The sequence below is a fragment of the Sphingobium sp. genome (genome assembly GCF_041987595.1).
Taxonomy (GTDB): domain Bacteria; phylum Pseudomonadota; class Alphaproteobacteria; order Sphingomonadales; family Sphingomonadaceae; genus Sphingobium.
Genome location: NZ_JBHIWJ010000043.1, coordinates 1 through 18,456, shown reverse-complemented (window position 1 = coordinate 18,456; position 18,456 = coordinate 1). Strand labels below are relative to the sequence as shown.

Here is an 18,456-nt window from a genome sequence, read left to right as displayed (position 1 = left end):
GGTGAACCGCAGGCGCCATAGGGCGCAGGAAAACGGCCCCCGAAGCGGTTCAGGGGCCGTTTCCTTATTTACCGAGAGTCGGCTCTTACCAGAAGAAGCCGCGATGGACCTGCATCACCCGGCCGGTCCGCACGTTCACCAGCAGCACGTCATTATAGTGCCTCACCCACTGGAGGTTCGCGCCGGCGCGCGGCAGGCGATAACGATAGGGGTCATTGATGTAATAGCGCGGGCTGTAATAGGTCGGACGCAGTCGTGCGCCGACATCCCAGCGATTATAGCGGAACGGCGCCCGCCAGTTCCCGCCGCGATAGACGTCGCGGTGCGACTTGCGATAGTCGCGCCAGTCCTCGCGCAATTCCTGCCGGGCATCGCGAACGTCGCGCCGCGCCTCGCGCACATCGTGGCGATTGCCATAGCGCTGGGCGTCACGCAGTTCGCGCTGTTCATGCCGCAGGTCGCGCGCGCTGTCGCGCACTTCACCGCGCGACTGCGCCATGGCGGCGCCCGGCAAAACGGTGGCGGCCATAAGGCCCAGAATAATCAACTTACGCATATGTTTTTCTCCCATCAGCTTGCTGGCTGACATGTTGTCGAGATCGAACCCTTCAGCCCTGTGCCGGGTTCCGCCTCCAACAAGACTGCTTATGCCCCTTCCAGCCTGAACCGGCCGGGAATGAAACAGTCAGGAATCAGTCATTTATGTCGCGATTTGTATCAGAGTTTGAAAGCGTGATTTGGAAATGCGCCATTCGGCGCATACCCTTCCGGATTTCTCCTTCGCGTCTCCCAGCAACTCCTCACGCCGCGCCTGGCGCCCATTTGCGCTCGCGAAACCATTTGGTGACGACATATTTGGTGCCCCGCTCCACCGGGCGCGCCGCGTGCAGGCTGAAACGGTTGGGTGCGCCGTCGCGGTCCATATTGTTCCACATCAGCAGCATGCCCTCGAACGGCGGCACCATGAATTCGCAATGCGGGAAGTGCGTCTCGCCCCCGGCCTCCACCGGCGAAAGATAGATCATCGCGGTCCAGCTGCGCTGCCCGCCCGATTTCAGCATGGCCGGCCAATAGCTCGCGGTCACCGGGAAATAGTCGCAATGGACCCTATATTCCTGACCCTGCTGATAGCGTTGCCCCTGCAAGCTCTCGCCATGATCCGCGGCCAGCCCCATCAGCGCGCAAATGCGGTCGCTGATCCGGCTTACCAGCGGTTCCCAGGGGCTGAGGTTGCAGCTCTGGCTGGTCCGGTAATCGGCATTGGCGCTGCCGGAAAAGAGGGTGGAGGGCTGCGCGCCCGCATCGATCAGCGCCCGCAGTCCGGCACATTCCTCCGGACTCAAAAAGCCCTGACGGCCATAGATTTCAAGGTTCGGGGCATCGATACGGCTGACCATGGGGTTGCGGTCCAGTCGCGTCCGCACATTCTCGCCGATCTGCGCCCGCGCCGCCGACGCCACGCCGCCATCGTCCACAATTTCGCTCATGCCGTCCTCCTGCCATTGCGCGGCGGCCCCATGCAAATGAAAAGGACCCGAAGCGTCGCCGCCTCGGGTCCAGTGGTTCCTGAAGGCCAGTTCAGGAGCGTTTGTTCTGCGCTACCAGAAGAAGCCGTAGATCACGTCGACCACATAGCCGTCGCGGATGTCGACCAGCAGCGCGTCGTCATAATAGCGGACCCAGCGCAGCGTGCCGTAAGCGGGCGGCAGGCGGTAATAATAGGGATCGTCAATCCAATAGCTGTTCGAATAGAGCAGGCTGTTCAGGAAAATACCGACGCTGAAGCGTGAATAGCCATAGCTCCATCCGCGCGGCGCATAATAGCGGCCGAGCCGGTAGCGATCCCCATAGCGCGAGCGATAGCTGGACCAGTCATAGCGCCGGTCATTGCGCCATCCGCTGTCCCAGCGCCGCTGTCCTTCCCAGCGCGTGCGGTTGTCGAAGCGTCGCCCGGCGGTGCCCCCATTCCAGCGCCGGTCGTCATTGCGCCAACGGTCATCGCGCCGGTCGTCACGCCGGTCGTCTCTGCGCGCATCGCGCCCGTCCCGCTGCCAGTCCCTCTGATCATCGCGCCGGTTGTCGCGCCAATCCTGACGGTTATCCTGCCGGTCGTTGCCGCGCGTCGTGACGTCCCAGCGCTGCTGGTCGCGGTTCCAGCGTGTCACGGTGGCCGGACCCCGCTGGTCCGGGCGGCCGTCATTGCCGCGCCACTGCCGTTCGGGCCGGGGCTGGGCCACCTGCGGCGCGGGCTGCGCTCGCTGTTCCCGACGTTGCGCCTGCTGCTGACGGATCTCGCCGCCGCCGCGCCACTGGCCGTCGCCCTGGCCGCGGGCTTCGGCGCCGCCACGCTGACCACCGCCATCAGGCCGTCCCGACCGCTCGCCGCCGCGTCCACGCCATCCGCCATTATCGCCTTGCTGGGCGTAGGCCGGCGCTATCCCGCCCAATACCGTCGCGGTCATCAGCCCCGCCAGCATCATTTTCCTCAACATGCCATTAGCCTTCTTATGTCTCGGGGCCTGATGCCCCTCATATGCCGCTTTTATGCGTTGTGCGATGTCATGTTGCTGAACTTGTCTGTCAGCGATTTGAAAGAATCTCGTTCCTATGGACAAGCCCTGAGAACAGCCTCGGACAAATAGTTTCGACGAGAAGCCGGATAATGAGGCAGGGCGGTGTAAAAGCTGATCCAGATCAGAGCGCTGTGCTGTAACACGCCTTAGGAATGCCGAGTGATAAGAACGCCACACGCCGGCCGTGCCCGACAGGCACTGCGCCAAGCGACGATGCAATGCCATCGTCAGATCGATGATCTTTTTTCGCATTTCTCGCTTGATGACCGCGCCAGCTATGTCGCTTTCCTGAAAGCGCACGCCCGCGCTCTGGCGCCGCTGGAGGATGTTACCCGGCCGGATGCGCCGCGCCTGCCTATGCTGGCGCAGGATCTCGCGGCGTTGGGCGAAACGCTGCCATCGCCTCTGGACGCGCCTGCATCGGGGGGCGAGGCCTTCCGCTGGGGCGCCCGCTACACGCTGGAGGGGTCGCGGCTGGGCGGTGCGGTGCTGGCGCGTCAGGTTGGATCGGGCTTGCCCCGGGCCTATCTGTCAGCCGTGCATGGCAAGGGCGGCTGGGTCGCCTTTCAGCAGAGTCTGGATGCCGCCGCGCACGAAGGCGGCGACCGCTGGATCGGTGAAGCGATTCGCGGCGCGGAAGCCGCATTTGCCCTATTTGCCCGCGCCGCTCGCTGCGAAACAGTCGCCGCTCATGGCTGACGGCGCTCACAGCTTGATAGGGAAGGTCTCAGGGGATTTTTCCGTCGACCTCAGCAATTGCGATCGTGAACCGATCCATGTGCTGGGCACGGTCCAGCCGTTCGGCTTTCTCATTGCGCTAACCGCTGACTGGCTGGTTTCCCGCGTGTCGGCCAACAGCGCCGAATTTATCGGTCTGACGCCGGATCAGATGCTGGGTCAGCAGATCAGCGCGATTTTCAGGGGCGATGCGATCCACAGTCTGCGCAACCGGATCACCCTGCTGCGCGGTCCCGACGCAGTGGAACGCATCTTTTCGCTTACCCTGATGGATGGCGGCGCGCCCTTTGACGTCGCGGTGCATTTTTCCGGTTCGCTGGTCGTGATCGAGGCCGAACCTGCCTCGCATGACGAGATGGAGGCGAGCAGCATGGTCCGCTCCATGGTGGCGCGGCTGGCGCAGGCGGACGGGATGACCGCCTTTCTGCGCGACGGCGCGCGGCAGGTGCGGGCGCTTACCGGATTCGACCGGGTGATGGTCTACCGCTTTGCAGAGGGCGGCGATGGCGAGGTGGTGGCCGAAGCGCTGCGCCCCGGCATCGACAGCTTTTTCGGTCTGCACTATCCGGCCTCCGACATTCCGGCGCAGGCTCGTGCCCTCTATCTGCGCAACATCTTCCGCGTGATCGCCGACGTTCAGGCCAAACCGGTGCCGGTGGTGCCGCAACTCGATCCGTCGGGTGCTGCGCTTGACATGTCGCTCTGCCTGACGCGGGCGGTGTCGCCGATTCATATCGAATATCTCTGCAATATGGGGGTGGCGGCCTCGCTCTCCATTTCGATCATCGTCGAAGGGCGGCTCTGGGGCCTGTTTGCCTGCCATCATTATGGCCCGCGCCTGCCCAGCTTCGCGCAGCGCAGCGCAGCCGAACTGTTCGGCCAGATCTTCTCGATGATGCTCGAAAGCCGGGAGCGCAGCGAAACCGCCGCCTATGAGGGCAAGGCGCGCCAGGTGGCCGATCGCCTGATGTCCGCCGTTGCGCAGGATCATGACCTGCTGTCCAACGCCCGCTGGCTGGGCGACGTGATTTTCGACACCATTCCGGCCGACGGTGTCGGCGTCTATATTGACGGCCAGATGACTTTTGCCGGTCTGACCCCGGATGAGCCGAGCTTCGTCGCGATCGTCTCGATGCTGAACCGCGCCGCGGCGAGCCAGGTGTTCACCACCGACAGCCTGGACAGCCTGTTGCCGGAAGCCGCCGCCTATGCCGATCGCGCGGCGGGCCTGCTCGCCATCCCGCTATCGCGCCGTCCGCGCGACTATGTCGTGCTGTTCCGCGCCGAGCAGTTGCGCTCCGTGCGTTGGGCCGGAAGCCCGGAAAAGCAGATCGAATATGGCCCCAACGGCCCGCGCCTGACCCCGCGCAAGAGTTTCGAACTATGGTCGCAGCTGGTGCGGGGGACAGCCTTGCCCTTCACCGCCGCCGAACTGCGCGTAGCCGAAGCGCTGCGTACCGCGCTGCTCGAAGTGATCCTGCGCCTGTCCGATTCCGCCAATGAGGAACGGCAAAAGGCGCATGAAAAGCAGGAATTGCTGATTGCTGAGCTGAATCACCGCGTCCGCAACATATTGGCGCTGATGCGCGGGCTGATATCGCAGACGCGGGACAGCGCCCATTCGGTCGAGGAATTTATTGGCACGCTGGAAAGCCGCGTCCATGCGCTCGCCCGTGCCCATGACCAGATCACCGCCGACCGCTGGGCGCCTGCGCGTCTCTATGATCTGATCGAAGTCGAATCGGCCGCCTATCTGGCCGAACGGCGCGACCGGGTGATGCTGACCGGTCCCAATGTCCTGCTGACTCCCTCCGCCTTCACCGTGCTGGCGCTGGTGATCCATGAACTGCTGACCAATGCCGCCAAATATGGCGCACTGTCCGATAATGGCAGCGTCGCGATCGACTGGCGGGTGGATGGGGACGGCAGCCTGCTGATCGACTGGCGCGAAAGCGGCGGCCCGGCGGTGGTCGCGCCGACGCGCCGGGGGTTTGGTTCGACCGTGATCGAGCGCTCCATTCCCTACGATCTGGATGGCCGGGCGGAGGTCAGCTACCGGCTGTCGGGACTGGAGGCGCATTTCTGCATCCCTTCGGCGCATGTGGCCTCGGTGCTGCCGGACGTCACCGCCATGGAACGGGCCAAGCCTGCGCCTGCGCCCACGCCGACGCTGCTGCGGGGGCGCCATGTCCTGCTGGTCGAGGACAATATGATCATCGCCATGGACGGCGAGGACGCTCTGCGCGATCTGGGCGCGGAGGTCGTCACCGCCGCGGCCGTGGGCCGGGCGCGGGAAGCGATTGCGGTCCACCCCTTCGATCTCGCCGTGCTGGACTTCAACCTCGGCAATGAAACCAGCCTGCCCATTGCCGATCTGCTGGCGGAAAAGGGCGTCCCCTTCCTGTTTGCGACCGGCTATGGCGATGGGCTGGACCTGCCGGAGCGCTTCGGCGATGTGACGCTGCTCAAGAAACCCTATTCCGGCGCGACGCTGGCGCAGGCGATCGCGCCGATGCTGGAGCAGGCGGAAGACGGGGGTAAGGGCGGGGCGGAATAGGTCCGACCCCATTTCGCCGAAACAGTCCGTTTCCCCGCCCGGACTTGCGCCGGATGGCGCTTCGCCCGATCTGGAGGGGCATGAAACAACCGACCCTCTTCATCCCGCATGGCGGCGGACCCTGCTTCTTCATGGACCCGGCGGACCCCGATCGGCCGCATTGCGATCCGATCTGGCAGCCGATGCAGGACTATCTGGCGGACATCATCGCCAGCCTGCCCGAACGGCCAAAGGCGATCCTGCTGGTCTCCGGCCATTGGGAGGAAAGCCGCTTCACCGTCCACATCGGCGAAAAGCCCGGCCTGTTGTTCGATTATTATGGCTTCCCGCCGCACACCTACACGCTGCGTTGGGATGCGCCGGGGGCGCCCGCGCTCGCCCGCCGCGCCGCCGCGCTGCTGGAGCAGGCGGGCTTCCCGACCGGCACGGAGCAGCAGCGGGGCTGGGACCATGGCGTCTTCATCCCGATGAAGGTCGCACTGCCGCAGGCCGACATTCCCGTGGCGCAGCTCTCCCTGCGTCATGATCTGGACCCGCAGGCGCATATCGCCGCGGGTCGCGCCCTCGCTCCGCTTCGCGACGAGGGCGTGCTGATCGTCGGTTCGGGCATGAGCTTCCACAATCTGCGCGTCCGCGGATCGCAGGCGACCGAACCCGCGACGGAGTGGGACGAGGCGCTGACGGCCGCCGTCACCGATCCCGATCCGGCATTGCGGGCCGCCCGCGTCGCGGCATGGACCGAACTGCCCAACGCCCATTTCGCGCATCCTCGCGAGGAACATCTCCTCCCGCTGATGGTGGCGCTGGGCGCGGGAGGAGAAGGCGCGGCCACGCAAAGTCATCATGGAACCGTCATGGGTTGGGCCATCTCCGGCTATCGTTTCGATTGAAGCGATTTTCCAGTCAGATCGCATTATCCGACGCTTAAGAAACGGCGGCAAAACAGGAAAATAGAGCCGTCGACCTGCTTCGATCAGATCGACCGATCTAAGGCTTTCGCAGCGCGGGCACTGTCTTTGCCGCCTCGTCGGGGCTGATGCCCGACGGCGGCACCGCGTCTACCACTTCCTCGCCGCGCATCACCCGTCCGGCCCGCTGGATCGCTCCTCTCAGCCGGGGATAGATGCCGCAGCGGCAGATATGGGTGATGGCGGCGTCGATCTCTTCCTCGCTCGGATCACTTGTCCGCCGCAGCAGCACCGACGCCGCCATGATGATGCCGGGAATGCAATAACCGCACTGCGACACATTGTCGGCGGCAAATACCTGCTGCAGCGGGTGGCCGCGATCGGGCGAAAGCCCTTCGATGGTAGTTACGAACTTGCCCTCGGCGGCGGCGATGCTGACCTGGCAGGATCGCACCGCCTCGCCATCCATATCCACGGTGCAGGCGCCGCAATCGCCGGTGCCGCAGCCATATTTGGTCCCCGTCAGATTGGACGCGTCGCGCAAGGCCCAGAGCAGCGGCGTCGCCGGGTCCATCCGATACTGGACCGGCCGGTCGTTGACGGTGAATTTGGTCATCCCGCCTCGTCCTCCGCCTGATGGTAGAGGACTTCATTGCGGATATGGATGGTCCGCGATGCCAGCCTGATTTCCTGGATGAAGGTGGCGAAGGCCGCCGCCTGCAATACCATCGCCAGGCTGAACAGCGCCGCCACGGGCGTACCCAGATGCGCGTCGAACAGGTTGCCCGCGAACAGCAGGATGACCACCAGACAGACCGCGCAGGCCGACGCGACCGACAGGAAGATCGCGCCGTTGACGACGCTCATCCGCCGGTCGAGCACGCGGATTTCGCTGACCATGCGGTCATGCTCCTTGCCGCGGGAAATCAACACCTTTTCTTCCACGACCCGCGCCCGGTCGATGATGCGCGCAAGGCGGCTGACGCAGACATTCAGGAACGCGCCGATGCCCGCCAGCAGGAAGACCGGGGCAAGCGCGAGCTGGATCGTCTGCGCGACCTGAGAAACCTGTGGAAGTGCAATCATGATTCCGCTGCTCTCGCCATCGCGCTAAACCAGCCGATGGCCGTCCAAATGACAAGCCTGAACTCAAAAAATGAAGACGCCGCGACCGGGTGGCCGCAGCGTCACCTTGAAGAAATGGATTGATCGGCTCTGCCGATCAGGCAGCGCCCTTGGCAGGGGTGTTGACGCCCATGGACTTGAGATATTGCTTAATGTTGCGGGCCGCCTGCCGCAGTCGCTGCTCATTCTCGACCATGGCGATGCGGACAAAGCCCTCGCCATCCTCGCCATAGCCGACGCCCGGCGCGACCGCGACCTTGGCATGAGTCAGGAGCTGCTTGGAAAATTCCAGACTCCCCATTTCCTTGAGGGCAGGGGGCAGCGGCGCCCATGCGAACATGGAGGCCTTGGGCGCGGGAATATCCCATCCGGCGCGGCCAAAGGCCTCCACCATCACGTCGCGCCGCTTGTGATAGAGTTCGCGGTTCTTCTGCACGATGTCCTGCGGGCCGTTGAGCGCCGCGCAGGCCGCCGCCTGAATAGGCGTGAAGGCGCCATAGTCGAGATAGGATTTCACGCGCTTCAAGGCTGCGATGAGCTGCCTGTTGCCGACTGCGAAGCCGATGCGCCAGCCCGCCATGCTGTAGGTCTTGGACAGCGAGGTGAACTCCACCGCCACATCTTTGGCGCCCAGCACCTGAAGGATGGAGGGCGTCGGATTGCCGTCATAATAAAGCTCGGAATAGGCGAGGTCGCTGAGTACCCAGACCTTGTTCTCCTTCGCCCAGGCGACCAGCCGCTCATAAAAGGCAAGGTCGACCGTCTCGGCCGTCGGGTTGCTGGGATAGCCGACCACCAGGATCGAAGGACGCGGCACGGTGAAGGCCATCGCCCGTTCCAGCGACTTCCAATAATGTTCGTCCGGCGTCGTCGGCACGGAACGGATCGTCGCACCCGCGATGATGAAGCCGAACATGTGGATCGGATAGCTGGGGTTGGGCGCGAGCACGACATCGCCCGGCGCGGTGATGGCCGTGGCAAGGCTGGCAAGCCCTTCCTTCGACCCCATGGTCACGACCACCTCGGTTTCCGGGTCCAGATCGACCCCGAAACGGCGGCCATAATAGTTGGCCTGCGCCCGCCGCAGGCCCGGAATCCCCATCGACTGGGAATAGCCATGGGCGCTCGGCTTCTGCGCGACTTCGCATAATTTGGCGATCACATGATCGGGCGGCGGCAGATCGGGATTGCCCATGCCAAGGTCGATAATGTCCTCTCCCGCGGCGCGTGCGGCGGCCCGCATCGCGTTCACTTCAGCGATGACATAGGGCGGCAGACGCTTCATGCGGTAAAATTCTTCGGACATTTTTGGGGCTTTCCTGAAAGCTCTCTGTAAGGAATAGTGCGTGACACGCAGTCAGCCTGTCACAATCCGGCTATAACCCGCCCGATAGCGACATGCCAGTGAAAGCGGCGTACCGGACCATGCCAGGAGGAGGAAGGTGGCCATGAAAGCAGAGGATGTCATGGAACCCCGCCTCCCCACATTGCAGGAAATGCAGCAATGGACGCAGGTTCTGGGCCGCGCCCAGCAATTGATGCTGGAACAGGCGGCGGGGGCCACCGGCCGGACGCTGCCTTTCGATCCTGCAATCGTCTCGCGCATTCAGACCGGTTTTGCCGACGAAGGCATGGCGCTATGGCAGCGCTTTCTGGATTCCGGGGGGCTGCTGCGCGACCAGCCCGAGCCGCCCCCGTCGGACAGTCCCGCCGCGGCCAGGGACCGACGCTTTGCTGATCCCGCCTGGACCGAACATCCTTTTTACGATCTGATCCGGCAAAGCTACCTGCTGCTCTCGGACTATCTGATGAAGCTGGCCGATGCGGTTGACGGGGTCGACCCCAGGCAGAAGGCGAAGCTGCGCTTTGCCACCAGCGGCCTGCTCGACGCCATGTCGCCCAGCAACTTTCCGCTGACCAATCCCATGGTGGTGCAGAAGACGATCCAGAGCGGCGGCGAGAATCTGGTGAAGGGCCTTCAGCACATGCTGGCCGACATGGAGAAGGGTCAGCTGACCCATACCGACGGAACGGCCTTTGAAGTGGGTCGCAATATCGCCTCGACGCCGGGCAAGGTGATCAAGGAAACGCCGCTCTATCAGTTGATCCACTATGCGCCGACGACCGAAGCGGTGCTGGAAACGCCGCTGATTATTTTCCCTCCATGGATCAACCGTTTCTACATCCTCGATCTGTCGCCGGAAAAGAGCTTCGTCAAATGGGCCGTGGATCAGGGCATCAGCGTCTTCCTTGTCTCCTGGAAATCGGCCGATGCCTCGATGAAGGATCTGGTCTGGGACGATTATATCGAAAGAGGCCAGATCGACGCGATCGATACGGTCCGGGATCTGCTGAAGGTGCCGAGCGTCCATGCCATCGGCTATTGCGTCGCGGGCACGACGCTGGCCGCCACGCTGGCGCTGCTGGCGGCGCGGGGGGAGGCGGACAAGGTCGCCAGCGCCACCTTCTTCACCGCGCAGGTTGATTTTGCCCAGGCAGGCGACCTGACCCTGTTCGTCGATGACGAACAGATGAAGATGGTGGAGCAGCTCTCGTCCGGCGGCTTCCTTGACGGACGCTACATGGCGGCGACCTTCAACCTGTTGCGCGGCCGCGACCTCATCTGGAACTATGTCGTCAACAATTATCTTCTGGGGCAGGATTATCCGCCTTTTGACCTGCTGTACTGGAATGGCGATACCACCAATCTGCCTGCGCGCTGGCACAGGGATTATCTGACCCAGCTCTATCGCGACAATCTGCTGGTGCAACCCGGTGCGATCAGCGTCGCGGGGACGCCGCTGGACCTGACGCTGATCAAGACGCCCGCCTATGTGCAGGCGGGGCGGGAAGACCATATCGCGCCGCTGGAAAGTGTGTGGAAGCTGACCGAGCATCTGTCCGGGCCAATCCGCTTCCTGCTCGCCGGGTCGGGTCATATCGCTGGCGTGATCAATCCACCCGCTGCGGGCAAATATCAATATTGGGCCTGCGACGAATCGCAGCCCAGTCTCGACGCCTTTCTCGCAAAGGCGAAGGAGACGAAGGGCAGCTGGTGGCCGGACTGGATCGAATGGATTCGGGGCGTCGCACCGGCTACGGTTTCGGTCAGGGGGGCGCGGCAGCCGGGCAAGGGTAAACTCAAGACGATCGAGGACGCGCCCGGCCGCTACGTAAAGGGGCGCTGATTCATAGGGCTAGGGAGGATTTGCGGCGAAGCGGCCTTCCCCTACGGCAAGCTGTCCATCTTGATTTTGCTGCACTGCACAAAACACTTGCAATCGCCCTGCAAATCTCATATTGTGCACTGCAACAAATGGAGGATGGTCGATGGCCGTGACCCCGAAGCCAGTGCGTCGTAAGCCTGTAGCAAAAAAAGCGTCATCCACATTGTCAGCCAGTGAGGCCCTGAAGGCCGCCGAAGCTGCAATCGGGACGCCGGCAAAGCCCGCCAAGCCCACCGCGAAGAAGCTCTCTTCGCCCAAGGCTGCGGCCGACAAGCCGGTTGCGCCTGAAGTGAAGCCGGAACCGACGCCTGCGCCGGCTGATCCGGTGGCGGTGATCGCCGCAACTACGGCCGTCGATGCCGCGCCCGAGCCACCCATGGGGTCGGAACCGTTGCCCCAGATTGAAGCGGTCGCACAGGCCGCACCGACCAAGGAATTCAAGAGCCTGCCGAAGGCCGGGCCGACAGAGCCCAAAATGCTGCCCGCCACAGAAGGAACCACGATGATGAACGACATGATCGAAACCGGAAAGAAGTTCGCTGAAGAGACCAAGGCCAAGCTGGAAACCGCCTATGCCGACCTGAACGAAAAGGCGAAGGCGAGCGTGGAAAAGTCGACCAAGGCGATGGAAGAGCTGAGCGACATCGCCAAGGGCAATGTCGAGGCGCTGGTCGAATCCGGCAAGATCGCTGCCAAGGGCTTCGAAACCCTGGGTCAGGAAGCTGTCGATTACAGCAAGAAGAGCTTCGAAAAGGCGACCGCCTCTTTCAAGAGCTTTTCGACCATGAAGACCCCGACCGAATTCTTCCAGCTGCAGAGCCAGCTGTTTTCCAGCAGCTTTGACGAGTTCACCAAGGAAGCCGCCAAGAGCAGCGAAGCGCTGATCAAGCTGGCTGGCGACGTGGCTTCGCCGCTCACCGCCCGCGTGACCGTGGTGACCGATAAGGTGAAGTCGCTCGCGGCTTGACGCGGCGGGGCCGAACCTCCTGAATAAAAGGGACGGCCTTCGCCACGCGCGGAGGCCGCTTCTTTTTCGGCCGGGGCATGAGAAGGATGGTTTACGGTCGGTCCGCCCCCTTGCCTTGAAAGCCGAAATCGCCATATTCTTCTGCATCATGAGCAGCATTTCGACAGCGGTATATCCCGTCACGATGGCGGGAAGGGATCAGGACGACCAGGGCGACGGCTCGGGCGGTCCCAATGTCGGCATCGCCACCCGCACCCGCGCCCGCACGAAAAAGCCCTCGCTCTACAAGGTGCTGATGCTGAACGACGATTACACGCCGATGGAATTCGTCGTCCATGTCCTCCAGCAGTTTTTCCGCATGGATATGGAAGAAGCGACTCGCGTGATGCTGCATGTGCATCAGCGTGGCGTCGGCATCTGCGGTATCTTCAGCTATGAGGTGGCGGAGACCAAGGTTAACCAGGTGATGGACTTCGCCCGGCAGAACCAGCATCCGCTCCAGTGCACGCTGGAAAAGGCGTGATGGACGATTCGCCTGAGGCGCCAGCATCCCGGCCGATGCAGCGTTTTCACGCCAATAATTATATCATTGAAATATAAGAATTTTTGGAAATCCCGTTCACATGTCCTGATCGCCTAGGACCATGATGGACAACTGTGTCAATGCTGCCGCGTGGTCCGCCGCCGCCTCTGCAGTCCGATGGCGAAGATGGCAGCAGCACGGATACCGCCAGCGTGACTGATCAACTCCATCAGACCGTCGCTTGCCTTGAAAATCTGCGCGTCAGCCCGTCGCAGTCGGTATATGACAGTCCCAGCGGAATGCGGACGGCGCCGCAATGCCGGCGCCGGTTGACCATGGGCTGTTTCCGTCGCTGGAGGAAACATAGTGGGTATGGGTTCGACGCTGACGCGTTCCTCGCCTGCCATGCCGAACGACGTCCGAAAGGCACGGCTCCGTGGATGGAGCCGGCTTTGCCGGATGGACGACGTGATGCCTCATCTTGAGACGTCGGCCCCTGCTCTTGGGCGAGGACTTTGTCGCTTTGCCAAGTGTAAAATGCTTATCGTGAGTATATTTTAACGATAAGCGTGTAAGGCGGGGCGGAACATGCAAACGACTCTTCGTCATCCTTCTTCCAGCTTTGCGCCTGTTGTTCTGGGCGTTGCCTATTTCATATTGGCGGCTCTGGCTCTGGCCAGTTCGCGGTTCGAGGGCGGTCTGGCGTTCATCTGGGGCGCCAACGCGCTGTTGATGGCTGATCTGTTGACGTCCAGGATCGGTCATTGGCCCCGTTCGCTGATTGTCTGCGGGCTGGCCAGCGCACTCGCGACCAGTCTGTTCGGCATGGGCGTGCTGGCCGCCATACCGATGGCTGCCATCAATCTCGGCGAAGCGTTGATCGTTGCGATGGTCTGCCGTCGTCTGGCGCCGAACCGGAAATTTGCCGGGTCCATGTGGCCGCTGATCGTCTTCACTCTGGCGCTGAGCGGCCCCGCCAATGTCCTGGCGGGGATCGGCGCGGGGATGGTTGCCTCCGCGCTGACGCCGGCGTCCTTCGGAGCGGCGTGGCTGCAATGGTATACGGGCCATGTGCTGGGCGGGCTGACCTGCACCCCGATCCTGATGATGTTCATGCAGGGCGAACTGCGCCGCTGGTTCAGCCAGACGCCGCTGCGCGCCCGTCTGGAGGCTCTGGCACTGCTGCTCCTTCTGGCATTGGTCGCGGTGCATGTCTTTTACCTTGCGCGATACCCAATGCTGTTCGCGTTGCTGCTGCCGATGGTCGTCATCGTCTTTCGCGTCGGCAATCTGGGCGCCGCCGCTTCGGTCCTGATCCTTGCGGCGATCGGCGGGACGGCTACGATGACCGGCCACGGGCCGTTACACATGATCCCGGCTGGCGGCATGGGTGAGCGGATGCAGTTCTTCCAGCTGTTTCTGGCGTGCACCTTCCTGTTGTCGATGCCGATCGCGGCGGAACTCAACGGCCGTCGGCGCCTGTTCCAGATGTTGCAGGAGAGCGAGGCGCGGTACCGCACTATCGCCGAATATAGCGGCGATGTCGTGCTTAACATCAGCGTGGATGGGGTCATCGAATATGCTTCTCCCGCAGCCGCTGAACAGATTGGATGCGCGCCGGAACTGCTGATCGGGCAGGATGCGGCCAATCTGGTCGATCCTGAGGATCGCGCTACTGTCAGCGCTGCGTTAGACCAGGCGCTGGCCCGGCCGGGCGATGTGCAGACGGTCGAGTTCCGCCCCTTCGTCTCGGCTGAAGGATCCGAATGGTGCGAGATGGTGGCGCGGGCCGTGGTGGATGAGCATGGCATGCCGATCGGCGTGGTCAGCACGATCCGCGATATGTCCCGGCACAAGGCGCAGCAGCGCGCCCTGCAACAGGAGGTAGCGCTGGATTCGCTGACGGGTGCGGATACGCGGCGGGCTTTCCTTGAAAAGCTGGATGTTGAGATCGGGCGGGTCCGGCGGGGCGGACGGGCGTGTCTGCTGCTGATCGACATCGATCATTTCAAGGCGGTCAACGACTGCCATGGTCATGGAGCAGGCGACCGGGTGCTGGCGGGTTTTGTCGAGCGGTTGCGGCCGGGGCTGCGCGGCGCCGACAGCATTGGGCGGTTGGGCGGCGAGGAATTCGCCATCCTGCTGAGCGGCACCGATGTCGAGCGATCGAGCATGATCTGCGAGCGATTGCGCGAAATGGTGGCGGCTCATCCGGTGCGTATCGATTCGGGCGCGACGATCGCGGTGACGTTCAGCGCCGGTCTGGTGGAGCTGAACGCGCAGGATGGCCGTGACGCCATTCTGGAGGCGGCGGACAAGGCGCTGTATCGCGCCAAGCATAGTGGGCGGAACTGCCTGCGCCTGGCCGCCTGAAACCCCTCGCTCAGTTGAGGCCGGTCAGGCTCTCGCTGCCGAACATCCGCTCCACTTCCAGCACCAGGTCGCGCAGGTGGAAGGGTTTGGACAGCACCTTGGCCTGCGGCACGGCCTTGCCCGCCTTCAGCGTTACCGCCGCAAAGCCGGTAATGAACATGATCCGCATTTCGGGCGCCGCGGCGGCGGCATGCTGGGCAAGTTCGATGCCGTCCATCTCGGGCATCACGATGTCGGTCAGCAGCAGATCGAACCGATCGCTGTTGATATGGGGCACAGCCTCTGCCCCCGTCGAAACGGCCACCACCTCATAGCCGGACCGCTCAAGCGCACGGGCCAGATAAGTGCGCATGCTTTCATCGTCTTCGGCCAATAATATTCGAACCATCGCCCCGTTTGTCTCACCCCAGGCCCTTTACGGCCGACACCCTGATGGCCACCCTTCGCAGATGGCGTGAAGCCGCTATATATGCGACAAGGTGTAAATATTATCCAGCCGGGTAACCATTTTTGGCCGGATAAGCTACTGGGCGATGGCGCGTGAAAGGAGACTCATTGGCATATTCCGCGCCGACAGTTCCGGTCGAATCCACAGCTGCCTATGATCTTTACCGGCCGGAGACGCTTTCCGGGCCGGTAATCATCTCGGTGCCCCATGCGGGCCGGGATTATGATGCGACGCTGCTGGCTCAGGCGCGGGTGCGCAGGGAGATATTGCAGCGGCTGGAGGATCGCTGGGCGGATCTGATCGCCCATCCGCTGATCGGCCGGGGCTGGCCGGTGTTGGTGGCGCGAGCGCCGCGGGCGATGATCGACCTCAATCGCCACGAGCGCGAGGTTGATCCCGGTATGGTGACGGGCCTTCCGCGCGACTTCCCCTTGCAGGGGAGCGCCAAGCTGCGAGGCGGTCTGGGCCTCATTCCGCGCCGTCTGCCGGGAGCGCATGAATTGTGGCAGCGCTCGCTGGCCTGGGCTGAGGTGGAGCGCCGGATTGCACAGGTTCACAGACCCTATCATGCGGCGCTCGAGCGGCTGATGCGGGAGGCGCGCGACAATTACGGCCATGCCATTCTTGTTGACCTTCATTCCATGCCGCCCCTGCCCCCGCCCGCTGCGGGGCAGGGGGCGCCTGCTCTCGTGCTGGGCGACCGCTTCGGCCGCACCGCATCGGCGCGATTGATGACGCTGGCGGCGGATGTCGCTGACGGTCATGGGCTGCTGGCGGCGCAGAACCATCCCTATGCGGGCGATCATATGATCGAACGGCATGGTCGGCCGGCGCATGGCCTCTATGCGATTCAGCTGGAATGTGATCGAAGCCTCTATCTGGACGAAGCGCTGGACGGGCCGGGCATGGGACTGGCGCAGTTGCAGCGCGTCGTGTCCGCCATCGTAGAGGCGCTCGCGCATGAACTGCCGCGCAGCGATTATGCGCTGGCAGCGGAATGATCCGCGTTTTCGGCGCTCTTCCTTTCAGGGTTTGGCCGAGTCGATCCGCGCACCCCACGGGTCCTTTCCGGCCACGGCCTGCGCGTTGGGATCGAAGGTCATGATGGTGTCGCCGGCACGGTCATAGCGCGGCCATTGGGGCAACCCGGCGCCGTTGGGATTGCCGGTGTGCGCGAAGTTGACGATATAAGCGCTGATGGTCCGACCCATTTCATTGTCACGTTCCGTGGTCCTGTCCCCATATTTGACGGTCTGCGTGTCGAAGAAGAAGGGGATGTCGCTGGCATGGCCCGCGCCCGATTTTCCAATGCTTTGCGCGACATAGTCGAAACGGTAGGCATAAACCGGCACCCCCTTGTCCGTCAGCGTTCCGGCGATTTGCCGGGCGCCCGCGATCATCGTCCCGGCCGGGCCGCCGATGTCGGCGCTGGTCGCGCCGACCATCACGGGAACATGGGCGAACCGTCCCGCCGCATAGGCCGCTGACGGGTCGACCGCGATCCGGCCATCGGGAAAGGGCGGGGAGTAGGCGCCGAGCGATCCGCTGAACATGGCGGCGAGATTGAGGCCGTCGACCACCTGTTCCGCGGGCAGAGCGCGCAGCCCGGCGGGCGCCCCGCCGTCATCCTGGCTTATGCCCTTTCCGGATGCGAACGCCCGGCCCAGCTGTTCGGCGGCGGAAAGGGTTTGCGGTCCCATCATTCGACCGTTGCCGCCGGACATGATGACGGCGCGCTGAAACAGGCCTGTCGTCATCGGAGAGGTCAAAAGGGCGTGGACGGACATGCCGCCCGCGCTTTCGCCGATCAGGGTGACGTTTGAAGCATCCCCGCCAAAAGCGCCGATATTGCGCTTCACCCAGGAGAGGGCGGCGATCTGGTCCATCAGGCCGTAATTGCCGAGGAGCCCTTTGTCCTCGTCCGCCTTGGTCAGCGCCGGATGGGCGAAGGTGCCGAAACGACCGAGCCGGTAGTTGAAGCTAACCACCATGATGCCCTGCGCGGCCAGGCGGGCGCCTGAATAGGTGGGTGGAGAAGACCCGCCATTTACAAAGCCTCCGCCATAGATCCAGAACAGCACCGGCAATTTACCGATCGCATGGGCCGGTTTCCAGATATTCACCTTAAGGCAGTCTTCAGCGGGCGGCGTCCCCAGCGGAGCGGCGTCGCTGGCAAAAGGCAGTTGCATGCAGTCATGGCCATAGGCCGTCGCATCCCTGACGCCGGACCAGCGCGCCACGGGCTGCGGCATGCGCCAGCGGAGCGCGCCGACAGGCGGCGCAGCGAAGGGTATGCCTTTCCAGCTTGCGACATCGTCTTCGATGACGCCGCGGACCTTTCCCGCTTCCGTGGCGACGAGGGGAGGCGCCTTTTCCGGGGGGCGGGCGGGGAGGGGGGTAGAGGCCAGAGCCAGCGGGGCGAGCAGCCCGATCGATCCGGCCCATTTCATCGCGCGCATCCTGTTTCTCCTGACTGGGCGCGAATAGAGGAAATTCCGCCATGGAAATCAACGTGTTTCCGCGGAAGCCGGGACGCATGCGCAAGAAAAGGGCGGCGCCATGAAGGCACCGCCCCGATTTTCTTCCGGTCTGGACCGGGAAGCGAGGCCCCGCGACAGCGAGGCTCCGGCCCTTTGCTGGCGCATTTTCCGGGCCGTTGACCGCGGGCGGCCAACGCGAAAATGCTCCGACCTGAACTTACTTGAGTTCGACGGTCGCGCCGGCTTCTTCCAGCTGCTTCTTGACCTTTTCGGCCTCGTCCTTGCTGACGCCTTCCTTGATCGCCTTGGGCGCGCCTTCGACGAGCGCCTTGGCTTCGGTCAGGCCCAGGCCGGTGATGGCGCGGACTTCCTTGATGACGTTGATCTTCTTGCCGCCGTCGCCGGTCAGGATCACGTCGAATTCGGTCTGCTCTTCAGCAGCGGCAGCCGGAGCACCGCCAGCAGCAGGAGCTGCGACCGCAACAGCAGCAGCGGCGGAAACGCCCCATGCTTCTTCGAGGGCCTTGGCGAGGTCAG

General features: G+C 63.4%; 17 protein-coding genes. 8 read left to right on the top strand and 9 right to left on the bottom strand.

Annotated elements, in window-relative coordinates:
- Nucleotides 1–85: 85 nt before the first annotated feature.
- From ACFC3J_RS12510 to ACFC3J_RS12500, 3 genes are all read right to left on the bottom strand, one after another.
- On the bottom strand, nucleotides 86–556 hold the full coding sequence (locus tag ACFC3J_RS12510) for an RcnB family protein (protein WP_375196498.1): 471 nt from the start codon (nucleotides 554–556) through the stop codon (nucleotides 86–88).
- Nucleotides 557–800: 244 nt separating this feature from the next.
- Nucleotides 801–1,487 (bottom strand): prolyl hydroxylase family protein, encoded by a 687-nt coding sequence (locus tag ACFC3J_RS12505; RefSeq protein ID WP_375196497.1) that lies wholly within the window; start codon nucleotides 1,485–1,487, stop codon nucleotides 801–803.
- 111 nt (nucleotides 1,488–1,598) lie between these two features.
- Nucleotides 1,599–2,492, bottom strand: a complete 894-nt coding sequence (locus tag ACFC3J_RS12500) for an RcnB family protein (protein ID WP_375196496.1) — start codon at nucleotides 2,490–2,492, stop codon at nucleotides 1,599–1,601.
- A 294-nt stretch (nucleotides 2,493–2,786) separates the two neighbouring features.
- On the opposite strand from ACFC3J_RS12500, the gene ACFC3J_RS12495 reads away from it, so the two are divergent.
- From ACFC3J_RS12495 to ACFC3J_RS12485, 3 genes are all read left to right on the top strand, one after another.
- Entirely contained in the window at nucleotides 2,787–3,272 is a 486-nt protein-coding gene (locus ACFC3J_RS12495; protein WP_375196495.1) for a heme oxygenase, read from the top strand.
- Nucleotides 3,265–5,868 (top strand): HWE histidine kinase domain-containing protein, encoded by a 2,604-nt coding sequence (locus ACFC3J_RS12490; protein ID WP_375196494.1) that lies wholly within the window; start codon nucleotides 3,265–3,267, stop codon nucleotides 5,866–5,868. Before ACFC3J_RS12495 ends, ACFC3J_RS12490 begins: the two co-directional genes overlap by 8 nt.
- Before the next feature lie 80 nt (nucleotides 5,869–5,948).
- Nucleotides 5,949–6,758 (top strand): DODA-type extradiol aromatic ring-opening family dioxygenase, encoded by an 810-nt coding sequence (locus ACFC3J_RS12485; protein WP_375196493.1) that lies wholly within the window; start codon nucleotides 5,949–5,951, stop codon nucleotides 6,756–6,758.
- 97 nt (nucleotides 6,759–6,855) lie between these two features.
- Here ACFC3J_RS12485 and ACFC3J_RS12480 read toward each other — a convergent pair whose 3' ends face one another.
- The 3 genes from ACFC3J_RS12480 to ACFC3J_RS12470 all read right to left on the bottom strand — a co-directional run bounded on the left by ACFC3J_RS12480 (nucleotide 6,856) and on the right by ACFC3J_RS12470 (nucleotide 9,207).
- A complete protein-coding gene (locus ACFC3J_RS12480) occupies nucleotides 6,856–7,392 on the bottom strand; it encodes a (2Fe-2S)-binding protein (protein WP_375196492.1) in 537 nt (178 codons plus the stop codon).
- Nucleotides 7,389–7,862, bottom strand: a complete 474-nt coding sequence (locus ACFC3J_RS12475) for a DUF2721 domain-containing protein (RefSeq protein WP_375196491.1) — start codon at nucleotides 7,860–7,862, stop codon at nucleotides 7,389–7,391. The genes ACFC3J_RS12480 and ACFC3J_RS12475 overlap by 4 nt, the downstream gene beginning before the upstream one ends.
- 136 nt (nucleotides 7,863–7,998) lie before the next feature.
- Nucleotides 7,999–9,207, bottom strand: a complete 1,209-nt coding sequence (locus tag ACFC3J_RS12470) for an LL-diaminopimelate aminotransferase (protein WP_375196490.1) — start codon at nucleotides 9,205–9,207, stop codon at nucleotides 7,999–8,001.
- A gap of 142 nt (nucleotides 9,208–9,349) precedes the next feature.
- On the opposite strand from ACFC3J_RS12470, the gene ACFC3J_RS12465 reads away from it, so the two are divergent.
- The 4 genes from ACFC3J_RS12465 to ACFC3J_RS12450 all read left to right on the top strand — a co-directional run bounded on the left by ACFC3J_RS12465 (nucleotide 9,350) and on the right by ACFC3J_RS12450 (nucleotide 14,991).
- On the top strand, nucleotides 9,350–11,089 hold the full coding sequence (locus tag ACFC3J_RS12465; RefSeq protein ID WP_375196517.1) for a PHA/PHB synthase family protein: 1,740 nt from the start codon (nucleotides 9,350–9,352) through the stop codon (nucleotides 11,087–11,089).
- Between the two features lie 142 nt (nucleotides 11,090–11,231).
- Nucleotides 11,232–12,095, top strand: a complete 864-nt coding sequence (locus ACFC3J_RS12460) for a phasin family protein (RefSeq protein ID WP_375196489.1) — start codon at nucleotides 11,232–11,234, stop codon at nucleotides 12,093–12,095.
- Nucleotides 12,096–12,243: 148 nt separating this feature from the next.
- Nucleotides 12,244–12,618, top strand: coding sequence for an ATP-dependent Clp protease adapter ClpS (gene clpS, locus ACFC3J_RS12455; RefSeq protein WP_375196488.1), 375 nt, complete (start codon nucleotides 12,244–12,246; stop codon nucleotides 12,616–12,618).
- Nucleotides 12,619–13,206: 588 nt separating this feature from the next.
- On the top strand, nucleotides 13,207–14,991 hold the full coding sequence (locus ACFC3J_RS12450; protein ID WP_375196487.1) for a diguanylate cyclase: 1,785 nt from the start codon (nucleotides 13,207–13,209) through the stop codon (nucleotides 14,989–14,991).
- A gap of 10 nt (nucleotides 14,992–15,001) precedes the next feature.
- On the opposite strand, the gene cpdR is transcribed toward ACFC3J_RS12450, so the two are convergent.
- Nucleotides 15,002–15,379, bottom strand: coding sequence for a cell cycle two-component system response regulator CpdR (gene cpdR / locus ACFC3J_RS12445; RefSeq protein ID WP_192667721.1), 378 nt, complete (start codon nucleotides 15,377–15,379; stop codon nucleotides 15,002–15,004).
- Nucleotides 15,380–15,546: 167 nt separating this feature from the next.
- Here cpdR and ACFC3J_RS12440 point away from each other — a divergent pair, with 167 nt between their 5' ends.
- A complete protein-coding gene (locus ACFC3J_RS12440; protein ID WP_375196486.1) occupies nucleotides 15,547–16,440 on the top strand; it encodes an N-formylglutamate amidohydrolase in 894 nt (297 codons plus the stop codon).
- Nucleotides 16,441–16,464: 24 nt separating this feature from the next.
- Here the strand turns inward: ACFC3J_RS12440 and ACFC3J_RS12435 are convergent, their stop codons facing one another.
- Nucleotides 16,465–17,889 (bottom strand): carboxylesterase/lipase family protein, encoded by a 1,425-nt coding sequence (locus tag ACFC3J_RS12435; protein ID WP_375196516.1) that lies wholly within the window; start codon nucleotides 17,887–17,889, stop codon nucleotides 16,465–16,467.
- A gap of 247 nt (nucleotides 17,890–18,136) precedes the next feature.
- Nucleotides 18,137–18,456, bottom strand: a 320-nt coding sequence (gene rplL, locus ACFC3J_RS12430) for a 50S ribosomal protein L7/L12 (RefSeq protein WP_375196485.1), incomplete at its 5' end; no start/stop codon positions are given.